The organism is Zoogloea sp. LCSB751 (genome assembly GCF_002028455.1).
Lineage (GTDB): Bacteria > Pseudomonadota > Gammaproteobacteria > Burkholderiales > Rhodocyclaceae > Zoogloea.
On the sequence record NZ_MWUM01000026.1, the window covers coordinates 30,927 to 42,863 of the forward strand.

The 11,937-nt window shown below is 65.4% G+C and carries 8 protein-coding genes; 6 read left to right on the forward strand and 2 right to left on the reverse strand.

Annotated elements, in window-relative coordinates; all coding sequences use genetic code 11:
* Positions 1-181 precede the first annotated feature (181 nt).
* Both B4920_RS21370 and B4920_RS21375 read left to right on the forward strand, forming a co-directional pair.
* Positions 182-4,168, forward strand: coding sequence for a PAS domain S-box protein (locus B4920_RS21370; protein WP_079436711.1), 3,987 nt, complete (start codon positions 182-184; stop codon positions 4,166-4,168).
* The gene (locus tag B4920_RS21375) at positions 4,165-5,466 is read left to right on the forward strand and encodes a diguanylate cyclase (protein WP_079436712.1); all 1,302 of its coding nucleotides are present in this window, start codon (positions 4,165-4,167) and stop codon (positions 5,464-5,466) included. Before B4920_RS21370 ends, B4920_RS21375 begins: the two co-directional genes overlap by 4 nt.
* Positions 5,467-5,469: 3 nt before the next feature.
* Here the strand turns inward: B4920_RS21375 and B4920_RS21380 are convergent, their stop codons facing one another.
* Positions 5,470-6,015: a DUF6306 domain-containing protein gene (locus B4920_RS21380; protein ID WP_079436713.1), complete on the reverse strand. Its 546-nt coding sequence runs from the start codon at positions 6,013-6,015 to the stop codon at positions 5,470-5,472.
* A 15-nt stretch (positions 6,016-6,030) separates the two neighbouring features.
* A complete protein-coding gene (locus B4920_RS21385; RefSeq protein WP_079436714.1) occupies positions 6,031-6,642 on the reverse strand; it encodes a hypothetical protein in 612 nt (203 codons plus the stop codon).
* A 186-nt stretch (positions 6,643-6,828) separates the two neighbouring features.
* On the opposite strand from B4920_RS21385, the gene B4920_RS21390 reads away from it, so the two are divergent.
* The 4 genes from B4920_RS21390 (at position 6,829) to B4920_RS21405 (ending at position 11,877) form a co-directional block, all read left to right on the forward strand.
* Positions 6,829-7,305, forward strand: coding sequence for a hypothetical protein (locus tag B4920_RS21390; RefSeq protein ID WP_079436715.1), 477 nt, complete (start codon positions 6,829-6,831; stop codon positions 7,303-7,305).
* A 93-nt stretch (positions 7,306-7,398) separates the two neighbouring features.
* Positions 7,399-9,360: a DNA topoisomerase IV subunit B gene (gene parE / locus B4920_RS21395; RefSeq protein ID WP_079436716.1), complete on the forward strand. Its 1,962-nt coding sequence runs from the start codon at positions 7,399-7,401 to the stop codon at positions 9,358-9,360.
* A gap of 245 nt (positions 9,361-9,605) precedes the next feature.
* The gene (locus B4920_RS21400) at positions 9,606-11,663 is read left to right on the forward strand and encodes a carbon starvation CstA family protein (protein ID WP_079436717.1); all 2,058 of its coding nucleotides are present in this window, start codon (positions 9,606-9,608) and stop codon (positions 11,661-11,663) included.
* A gap of 10 nt (positions 11,664-11,673) precedes the next feature.
* The gene (locus B4920_RS21405) at positions 11,674-11,877 is read left to right on the forward strand and encodes a YbdD/YjiX family protein (RefSeq protein ID WP_079436718.1); all 204 of its coding nucleotides are present in this window, start codon (positions 11,674-11,676) and stop codon (positions 11,875-11,877) included.
* Positions 11,878-11,937 lie beyond the last annotated feature (60 nt).

The window sequence follows — 11,937 nt, forward strand, 5'->3', positions numbered from 1 at the left end:
AGCCTGCTGCACCGACGCCCGTCTCCCCGACACTCTGCCCGCAAGGGTCCTCTTGGGCGCAGGCTTTTGTGAGTCATTTCACACATTTCCCAAGCATATTCTACACATTCATAAAAAACACTAAATTCGATTTACAGAAAGACCATTGGTTGCTATTTTTAGCAAAAACACCAAGCTCACTATGGTCAATCTGCATGCTTCGTCCTTCCTTGTTCTGGTGCTATTCGCCACACAAGTTCTGTGCGGCGTGTCCAGCGCCCATGGCGCCGAAAAGGTCGCTCTCCAGCTCAAGTGGCAACACGGATTCCAGTTCGCTGGTTACTACGTCGCCAAGGAACGCGGCTACTACCGGGAAGCCGGACTCGATGTAGAGATCCGCGAAGCCGGGCCAGGAGTCGACGCGGTAGAAGAAGTCGTCGCCGGCCGCGCCGAATTCGGGGTGGGCTCCAGCAGCCTGCTGCTGGCTCACAAAGCCGGCAAGCCGGTGGTTGCGCTGGCCGTCATCCAGCAGCACTCCCCGTACGTGATGATCACAGGCACCCACAGCGCCACCGACAGCATCCAGGATCTGCTCGGCAAGCGGGTCATGCTCGATCCCATGGCGGACGAACTGCTGGTCTATCTAAAGCGGGAAGGCGTGCCCATCGACGCAATCCAACGCCAGCCCTACAGTTTCCAGATTACCGATCTCACAACCGGCAAGACGGACGCGATCAGTGCGCAGGTAACCGAACAACCTTTCTACCTCGAGCAGATCCGCTTTCCGCACCACATCTATACGCCGCGCGCCGCCGGCATCGACTTTTATGGTGACAACCTGTTCGCCTCCGCACGGCTGCTCCAGACTCAGCCAAACCAGATCAGGGCATTCCGGGACGCCAGCCTGCGCGGCTGGGAGTACGCGCTGGCCCATCCAACGGAAACCATCGACCTGATTCTCGGCAAGTATGCTCAGCGCCAGACCCGAGGACAGGTCCAGTACGAGGCCGAGCGTACCGAAGCATTGATCCACGCCGACCTGGTCGCCATCGGCTACATGAACGCCGGCCGCTGGCGTCACATCGCCGACAGCTATGCGGAGATCGGCCTGCTACCCCCGAACTACGCGCTGGACAGCTTTCTGTACGACCCGGAAAAGGGCAAGACCACCTACAACGAGTTACTCCATTACCTCGTACTGATGCTGGCGGTCACTGCCTGCGTCGGCTCCGTCGCGGTGTACACCGGACGGGGCAACCAGCGCTTGCGGCGCAGTCAGACCCAGCTGGCGGCAACCCTTGAGGCGGTTCCGGACCTGCTGTTCGAACTGGACGAAAACGGTATCTACCTTGATGTCCGCTCTCGCCGCGACGCCCTTCTCGCGGCCCCCAAGGAGACGCTGCTGGGGCGTTGCGCCTTCGACCTTCTTCCCGCTGCCGCAGCCGAGACCCTGCGCGAAGCACTGCACAAGGCGCGCCAGCACGGCGCCGATTACGGCCGCATCATCCAGCTTCCACTTGCCGGCAGCGACTTCTGGTTCGAGCTGTCGGTTGCCCGCAAACAGGCGCCGTCGAACGAACCATGCCGTTTCATCGTGATGTCCCGCGACATCACCGACCGGAAGCGGGCCGAAGATGCCTTCCGCAAGCTATCCCAGGTGGTCGAGCAGAATCCCACGCCCATCCTCATCGCAGATATCAGGGGTCAGGTCGAATACGCCAATCCGGCCTTCTGCGCCCTCGCAGCCCTCCGCCCCGAGGACGCAACCGAACATCGGGTCGAGGATTTCTTCGACATCGATCCGCAAGCGCCGTGCACGCTCGGCGACGCCTGGCACAGGCTCGGCAAGGGACAGGTGTGGGTTGAAGAGTGCGACAACTGGCACGCCGATGGACAGCTTCTCACCGAACGGATCACCGTGGCCCCGTTGCGCAATGACGCCGGGCAGATCACCCACGGCCTGTGCATCGTCGAGAACATCACCGAACGACGCCAACGGGAGAAGGAGCTGCGCGACGAGCGTCAGCGCCTGGTCAATGTGCTCAGCGGCACCGGCGCCGGCACCTGGGAATGGAACATCCAGAGCGGCGACGTGCAGTTCAACGAGCGCTGGGCTGAAATGCTCGGCTACAGGCTCGACGAACTGGAACCGCTCACCATCGACACCTGGACACGACGCATCCACCCCGACGACCTGGCCCACTCCTCGTCCATGCTGCGCCGCCACTTTGCCGGCCAGATCGACCAGTACGAATGCGAAACCCGCATCCGCACCAAGGACGGCGGCTGGGCCTGGGTCCTCAATCGCGGCAAAGTCATCAGCCGTTCGCCGGACGGCCGCCCCCTCATGATGTACGGCACCCACATGGACATCACTGCCCGCAAGGAGGCGGAAGCCAAGCGCATCGAGAGCGAACAACTGTTGCGTTCAGCCATCGACACCATCGGTGAAGGCTTCGTGATCTACGATGCGGACGACCGACTGACCTACTTCAACGAGGAATACCGCCAACTCTACCGGGGTGCCGCACCGATCATCGAAGTCGGCCGAAGCTTCGAGGAAATCCTGCGCTCCGGAGTCGAACGCGGCGTCTATCCGGATGCCGTCGGGCGCAACGAAGAATGGCTGGCCGAGCGTCTCGCCCAGCACCGCAACGGAGACTCGGAGGTCAACCAGCGGCTCGAAGACGGCCGCTGGTTGAAAATCCGCGAACGGCGCAACGCCAGTGGATACACCGTCGGCTTCCGGGTAGACATCACCGAGCTCGTGCGCGCCAAGCAGGCCGCCGAGACGGCCAGCCTCGCCAAGAGCCAGTTCCTCGCCACGATGAGTCACGAGATCCGCACGCCGATGAACGGCATCCTCGGCATGGCCCAGATCCTTCTTTCCCCCGGCATCACCGACCCCCAGCGCCAGGAGTACGCCCACATCATCATCAAGGCCGGCCAAACCCTGCTCACCCTGCTCAACGACATGCTGGATCTGTCGAAGATCGAAGCGGGCAAGCTCCTCATCGAACCCGCCCCCCTCGATCCGGCCCACTACCTGGACGAACTCAAGGCCCTTTTCGAAGAAACGGCATGGCGCAAGGGGCTCGTCATGGAAGCGCGCTGGCACGGTGCCGCCGAGCCACGTTTCTGGATCGACCCCCACCGGCTGCGCCAGATGCTGTCCAATCTGATCGGGAATGCCGTCAAGTTCACAGCGCGGGGCGAAATCCACATCGACGCCCACGAAGTGAAACGGGACGGCACGCATTCGATCCTCGAATTCTCCGTATCCGACACGGGCATCGGCATTCCCCCGGACAAGCTGGAACAACTGTTCCAGCCCTTCAGCCAGGCCGACAGCTCAACGACCCGCGAATACGGCGGCTCCGGCCTGGGACTGTCCATCGTGCGGAGCCTGGCCGAGCTGATGGACGGCTCAGTCGGCGTCGACAGCGTCCTGGGACACGGCTCCCATTTCTGGTTCCGCATCCGCGCAGAACGCCTGGAGGCCGCCAACGCCACGGAAACCAACGACATCAAGCCGGCCACCGTCGGCACCCTCAACGGCAAGGTGCTGGTAGTGGACGACAACGGTACCGAACGCAAGGTGATCGCCGCCCTGCTCGGCAAGCTCGGCCTGACCGCCTCCCTTGCCAGCAACGGCCGCGAGGCGGTGGACACCGTCACACAGGCCGCGCCGCCAGACCTTGTCCTGATGGATTGCCAGATGCCGGACATGGACGGTTACGCCGCCACCGAACGCATCCGCGCATGGGAAAGCCTCCACGACCGCCCGCCCCTGCCGATCATCGCCCTCACTGCATCAGCCTTCGAAGAAGACCTGCAGCACAGCATTCAGGCCGGCATGAACGACTTCCTGACCAAGCCGGTGCCGCTCGACACGCTGCAGACGGTCCTGGCCAAGTGGTTGCCCGGCAATCCCACCGTCGGCCCTGCCGCCCCACCGCTGGATAACGCTCGCCTGCTGGCCCTGATCGCCGAACTGGAGCCCCTGCTGGCCGGGCAGAAGTTCGATGCATTGATCCGCTTCAAGGAACTCCAGGCCCTCGCCGCCGGCACCGATCTCGCCGCCGAAATCGGCGAGATCGGCAACATGCTGGCCAGCTTCCGCTTCGGCCCGACCCTGGAGCGGCTGCGCGCCCTGGCCGCCACCACTTGCGCCCGACACCCATCATGAACAGCAAACCACGGATCCTGGCGATCGACGACACGCCAACCAACCTGTACACCCTCGGCATGGCCCTGGCCGGCGAATTCGACCTGCAGATCGCCAGCTCCGGCCCGGAAGGCCTGGTCATGGCCCGAGAATCGCCACCCGACCTGATCCTGCTCGACGTGATGATGCCGGGCATGGACGGCTTCGAAACCTGCCGCCGCTTCAAGGCCGAACCTGCGCTGGCCACGACGCCGATCCTCTTCGTGACCGCCCTGTCCGACCTGGAGTCCGAACTGTCGGGGCTCAGTCTCGGTGTTGCCGACTACATCATCAAGCCCTTCAAGGTCGAACTGGTCAAGCTACGCATCCGCAACATCCTGAGCATCAGCCGCCTGTCCCAGGAGCTGAAAGCCAGCGAGGAATGCCTGCGCTACGTGATGGAAGCCACCGGGGAGGGCGTATGGGACTGGCGGATGTCGGACAGTGCCGTGCACCACAACGCATCCTGGTGCCGGATCCTGGGGCTCGACATGTCCTTCCTGACGCATCCCGTCGACACCTTCATGGACCTCATCCACCCGGATGACCGGGCCGGTGTACAGCGCGTGCTGGGCGCCTGCCTTGCTGGCGACGGCGTCTATGCCAGCGAACACCGCCTGCGCCACAGCTGCGGTCACTACGTGTGGGTGGCCGACCGCGGCCGCGTCGTCGAACGGACCGCCACCGGAGAGCCGGCACGCATGGTGGGCAGCATCGCCAACATCACCGAGCGCAAGCGCCACGAAGCGGAAATCCACCATCTCGCCTACTTCGACGTCCTCACCGAGCTCCCCAACCGGCGGCTGCTGATCGAGCGGCTGCAACAGGCGCAGCTCCGCAACCAGCGCAACAAGCAGTTCGGGGCACTGATGTTCCTCGACATGGATCGCTTCAAGCAGCTCAACGACACCCACGGCCACGCCAAAGGCGACGAGCTGCTGATCGAAGTCGCCAGCCGCCTGCGCGGCTGCGTGCGGGAACAGGACACGGTGGCGCGCCTCGGAGGCGACGAATTCGTGGTGATGCTGGAGAACCTGGCCGGCCCCGTCGACGATGCCATCGGCAACGCCCGGAAGGTCGGAACCAAAATCCTCGAGACACTCAACCGCCCCTATCGTCTGGGTGACCTGCCCTACGCCAGCACGCCCAGCATCGGCCTCACGCTGTTCTCCGGCAAGGACGACAGCATCGACGGCATACTCAAGCGTGCAGACGTCGCGATGTATGCCGCGAAGAGCGCCGGTCGCAACACCTTGCGGGAAGCCGACCCCGGCCGTTGAGCCCTATGGCTCCGACGCGGGCGGCTCGCCGATCGCGGCCTCACATGCGGCAATGTTGTCCACGTGAGAGCTGCGCATGGTCTCCAGCATGGTGCGTGCCTCCGCATCCTCGATGTCGGGCAGCACTTCGTCGATCTTGCGCACCACCCAGGCCTGCCCCTTGTTCAGAAAACGCAGGCGCGCCTCCAGCCCGTCGATGGCCAGGGTCTTGTGTACGAAGGCGCCGGTCTCGTGGGAGGCCACGCCCCCCAGGCGCCGGATGGTCTTGTAAAGCACCACCGCATTGCCGCCCTCGTCCTTCTGCAGGCGCTCCAGCAGACCGCGCAAGGGCGACCGCACATCCAGCTCGTCACGCAGGATCGCCAACACCTTGGCACCGGCGCGCTCGGCCTCCAGCAAGGCATTCAGGCGCTCGATGCGCAAGATTTCGGCAATCGGCACCTCCTCGCCGAAATGCCCCGGAAAATCACCGGCATAACAGGGTGGAGAGGCGTAGCGCGTTTCCGCGTCGGCAGGGGAATCGGCTTGTCGGCCGGGTTTGCGGCTCATGGGGCTCTCCTTCACTCAATTGACCGGGCGAACGACGAACACCGCGGGGTCGTCGCCATGCTCCAGCAGCACGCGCCGGACGCGGTCCTGCCACAACTGCCGGAACTCCCGCACCTCCTCCTCGCTGGCCTGCCCCGCCAGGCTCAGGTGCATCAACGGCAGCATGCGCGGATTGGCCGGCACGTCACGCAGCGTGCTCATCGCGTCGACGGCCGCGCCGTTATCCACACGGCGGAAGCGCACATCGAGGGGCTGTTCGGCGTCAAAGGCCAGAAGGTCACGGCGGTCGAAACGCCCTCCCAAGCCCTTGAAGCCGGTATCCAGTGTCGCACCGGTCAGCAGCGACACCACGTTGGCGATCACGCCGGTCACACCCGACGTCCGGCCGTCACGAAAGCTCACCTGCACACCGCCGCGCTCCGGCAGCTCCTCGCCGTACAGCGCCGCCAGCGCAACGCAGGTCAACCGATAGGCGCTGGCCACCGTCGGGCAGGAATGCCCGGCCAGCCGCACCGCATCAATGTAGCGGTACTCGATCAGGCCACCCTCGGCGGCCCCCAGAAACGCCGCCAGCGGATCACGCACCCGTAGCGGAGGAACTTCATCAAAAAAGGCCGGGTAATTCATGGCGACTCCTGGCACGGCTCCACGCAGATCAGATGGCCGCCACCCTAAGGGGCTTCCCGGCGGAGAGCCTTGATCTGCGATATGCGCGCCCGCAATCGGCCGGACGCGCCCCGGCACTTCTGCCGGCGCCGCCGCCAGTGCTATCGTCGGGGCCTTCTTTCCCTGCCGTCCCGGAGGCCCCAGCCCATGCCGCGTTTCCTGCCCGTCATCGCCCTGCTCCTCACCGGCATCGGAGCCAGCCACGCTGACACGATCCGCCACCAGGCGATCACCCCCGGCCACTACGCCGACGCCCGCGAAGCGCTGGTCGACGCCATCGAGACCGAAGGCCTGGTGCCCGCCCCATCGAGCCGTTTCGGCGACATGCTGGCCCGCACCGGCCCGGCCATGGAGCAGACCGCGCCGGTCTACCGCGACGCCGAAGTACTGCACTTCTGCAGCGCCCGCATCGCCTGGACCCTGGCCCGCGAGAATCCGCTGAACGTCGCCCAGTGCCCGCTGTCCATGGCCATCTATACCCTGCCGGCCGAAGCCGACACGGTGCACCTGGCCTGGCGCGAGGCCCACGGCGACAGCCCCGGCAGCCGTGCCGCCAATGCGCTGCTCGAACGCATCGCCCAACAGACCGCCGACAACGCAGGGCGCAGCAGCCTGGGCCGCTGAGCGCTCCAGTCCGCAGCGCCGCGCCCCTCGCGGGCTGGCGCCCGGCGCGGTATAGTCCGGTCCGCTTCAAAACCCATCCGTCGTCACCCCAGCATGTCGCAGAAAACCTACAACGCCGATTCCATCACCGTCCTCAAGGGCCTCGAACCCGTCAAGCAGCGGCCGGGCATGTACACCCGCACCGAAAACCCGCTGCACGTCATCCAGGAAGTCATCGACAACGCCGCCGACGAGGCGATGGCCGGCTTCTGCAAGAAGATCGGCGTGACCCTGCATGCGGACGGCTCGGTGAGCGTGTCCGACGACGGTCGCGGCATCCCGGTGGAAATCCACCCGGTCGAAGGCGTTTCCACGGTCGAAGTGGTGTTCACCCGCCTGCACGCCGGCGGCAAGTTCAACAAGACCGATGAAGAATCCGCCTACCGCTTCTCCGGCGGCCTGCACGGGGTCGGCGTGTCCGTCACCAACGCCCTGTCCCACCGGCTGGAAGTGGAAGTGGTCCGCGACGGCGGTCGCCACCGCCTGGTGTTTTCCGGCGGCGACGTGATCGAGCCCCTCGCCCGCATCGGCGACGCCCCCAAGAAGGCCAGCGGCACTACCGTCCGTGCCTGGCCGGACGCCAAATACTTCGACGCTGCCGACCTGCCCCGCGCCGAGCTGGAACGCCTGCTGCGCTCCAAGGCGGTGCTGATGCCGGGCCTCGAAGTCAGCCTGAGCATCGAAGGCGGCGACACCCGCACGTGGTTGTTCGAGCACGGCATGCGCGGCTACCTGTCCGAAGCCCTGCCCGACGAGCCGCTGATCCCGTTGTTCAGCGGCGAAAAGTACGCCGCCAAAGGCGACGACACCTTCGCCACCGGCGAAGGCGCCTCCTGGGCCGTGGCGTGGACCGCCGAAGGCGCACCGGTGCGCGAGTCCTACGTCAACCTGATTCCCACCCCGGCCGGCGGCACCCACGAGGCCGGCCTGCGCGACGGCGTGTTCACCGCCATCAAGAACTTCATCGACCACCACGCGCTGCTGCCCAAGGGCGTCAAACTGACCGCCGACGATGCCTTCGGGCGTGCCTCCTTCGTGCTGTCGGCACGCGTCCTCGATCCCAGCTTCCAGGGCCAGACCAAGGAGCGCCTGAACAGCCGCGATGCGGTGCAGCTCGTCTCGCGGATGGTCCGCGACCCCTTCGAGCTGTGGCTCAACGAGCACGTGGAATACGGCAAGAAGCTCGCCGAACTGGCCATCAAGGCCGCCCAGGCCCGTGCCCGCGCCGCGCAGAAGGTCGAGAAGCGCAAGTCCTCCGGCGTCGCCGTGCTGCCCGGCAAGCTGTCCGACTGCGAGTCCGAAGACATCGAGCGCAACGAACTCTTCCTCGTCGAGGGCGACTCCGCCGGCGGTAGCGCCAAAATGGCCCGCGACAAGGACACCCAGGCCATCCTGCCGCTGCGCGGCAAGGTGCAGAACGCCTGGGAAGTGGACCGGGAGCGCCTGTTCGCCAACGCCGAGATCCACGACATCGCGGTGGCCCTCGGCGTGGACGCCCACACCCCGAAGGACGAACCGGACCTCTCCGAGCTGCGCTACGGCAAGGTCATCATCATGTCCGACGCGGACGTGGACGGCTCCCACATCCAGACCCTGCTGCTGACCCTGTTCTTCCGCCACTTCCCCAAGCTCATCGAAAACGGCCACATCTACGTGGCCCAGCCGCCGCTCTACCGCCTCGACGTACCGGCCCAGGGCAAGAAGCGTCCGCCGCGCCGCCTCTACGCGCTGGACGACCAGGAACTCGCCACCCTGCGCGACCGCCTCGCCCACGAAGGCGTCAAGCCCGAGCACATCGAAGTCGGCCGCTTCAAAGGCCTCGGTGAGATGAACCCCGACCAGCTGCGCGAAACCACCATGGACCCGGCGACCCGCCGCGTGCTGCCGGTGCATGTCCGCCCCGACGCCTTCGACGACACCCTGCGCATGTTCACGCTGTTGATGGGCAAGGGCGAGGCGTCCGGCCGGCGGGCCTGGATGGAGGAAAAGGGCGACTCCGTGGAAGCCGACGTCTGATCTTCGTCAACCGGGGGCGCAATGTGTGATAACCCTGATTGACCATACCGGGCCGCATGCAAACAATGGGGAAATCGGCCCGGGATGCTACTAAAGTTATAAGACACAGCACGGGCCGCTGACGGGTTTCTTCCCGACCCCGCGGTCGATCCGGTGCCGTAGCCCAACCGGGCACGGCGCTTTCTCTTCCTCACTGGTCGGGCGGATGTCCGTGCGTCTCCACGAAACAGACAGTGAGGAAAACCATGTCATCCATACAGCGTCACCTCGGCTGGGGGGCTGTCGCAGTGCTGGGAGCAACCGCTTTCGGCACCGTAGCCCTACATCGCGGCGAGACCATCAACGCCCTCTGGTTGGTCATCGCCGCGGTGTGCACCTATCTGATTGCTTACCGCTACTACAGCCTGTTCATCGCCGAGAAGGTGATGGAACTCGACCCCAAGCGCATGACCCCGGCCGTCCGCCACAACGACGGCCTCGACTACGTGCCGACCGACAAATACGTGCTGTTCGGCCACCACTTCGCCGCCATCGCCGGCGCCGGTCCGCTGGTCGGCCCCGTGCTGGCCGCGCAGATGGGCTACCTGCCGGGCATGCTGTGGATCCTCGCCGGTGTGGTCTTCGCCGGCGCGGTGCAGGATTTCATGATCCTCTTCATCTCCACGCGCCGTGACGGCCGCTCGCTCGGCGACCTGGTCAAGACCGAGCTCGGCCAGGTCCCCGGCGTGATCGCCCTGTTCGGCACCTTCATGATCATGGTCATCATCCTCGCGGTGCTGGCGCTGATCGTCGTCAAGGCCCTGGCCGAATCCCCGTGGGGCATGTTCACCGTCGCCGCCACCATTCCCATCGCACTGCTGATGGGCGTCTACACCCGCTTCATCCGCCCGGGCCGCATCGGTGAAATGTCGCTGATCGGCTTCGTGCTGCTGATGGCCGCGATCATCTTCGGCGGTGACATCGCCGCCAGCGAAACCTGGGGCCCGCTGTTCACCTTCGACGGCAAGCAACTCACCTGGCTGCTGGTCGGCTACGGCTTCGTCGCCTCGGTGCTGCCGGTGTGGCTGCTGCTGGCGCCGCGCGACTACCTGTCCACCTTCCTGAAGATCGGCACCATCGTCGGTCTGGCCATCGGCATCGCCATCGTCGCACCCAACCTGCAGATGCCGGCGCTCACCAAGTTCATCGACGGCAGCGGCCCGGTATGGTCCGGCAGCCTGTTCCCCTTCCTCTTCATCACCATCGCCTGTGGCGCGGTATCCGGCTTCCACGCGCTGATCTCCTCGGGCACCACGCCCAAGCTGCTCGACAACGAGAAGAACGCCCGCTTCATCGGCTACGGCGGCATGCTGATGGAGTCCTTCGTGGCGATCATGGCGCTGGTGGCCGCCTCGGTCATCGAGCCGGGCATCTACTTCGCGATGAACAGCCCGGCCGCCGTGATCGGCAAGACCGCCGAAAGCGCCGCCCAGGCGATCTCCCAGTGGGGCTTCGTGCTGACCCCCGACATGCTGCTGCAAACCGCCCAGGACGTCGGCGAGAAGACCATCATCTCCCGCGCCGGTGGCGCTCCGACGCTGGCCGTCGGCATGGCCCACATCCTCTCCAACGCCCTCGGCGGCAAGACGATGATGGCCTTCTGGTACCACTTCGCGATCCTCTTCGAGGCCCTGTTCATCCTCACTGCCGTCGATGCCGGCACCCGAGCCGGCCGCTTCATGCTGCAGGATCTGCTCGGCACCTTCGTGCCGTCGATGCGCAAGATGGACTCCATCTTCGCCAGCCTCGTCGCCACCGCCCTGTGCGTGGCCGCCTGGGGCTACTTCCTGTACCAGGGCGTGGTCGATCCGCTGGGCGGCATCAACACCCTGTGGCCGCTGTTCGGCATCGCAAACCAGATGCTCGCCGGCGTCGCGCTGACCCTCGCCACCGTGGTGCTGTTCAAGATGAAGCGCCAGCAGTTCGCGTGGGTGACGATGGTACCGACGGCCTGGCTGCTGACCTGCACGCTGACCGCCGGCTGGCAGAAGATGTTCCACGAGAATCCGAAGATCGGCTTCCTTGCCAACGCCCACAAGTACCAGGCAGCCCTCGACAAGGGCGAGATCCTTGCCCCGGCGAAGAACATCGACCAGATGCACCAGATCATCACCAACAACTATGTGGATGCCACCATGTCCGGCCTCTTCATCCTGCTGGTGGTGGCCATCGTGATCTATGCCATCCCGGCCTGCCTGCGCGCCCTCAACACCAACAAGCCGACCACGCTCGAAACGCCTTTCGAGCCGCTGCCGGCCAAGTAAGGACGCTACCGTGTTCTCCGACCTCGCCCGCGTAGGCAAGTATCTCGGTCAGGCCGCCCGCCTGATGGTGGGCATGCCCGACTACGACACCTACGTGCAGCACATGCGCCTCAACCACCCGGACAAGCCGATCATGAGCTATGAAGCATTTTTCCGGGAACGCCAGGAGGCCCGCTACGGCGGCGCCGACGGGCGCCCCGGGCGCTGCTGCTGAACAAGGCGCGCGTCATCTTCGGCCGGCAAGCCCGCCTCTGCGGGTTTCCGGCCGATTTTT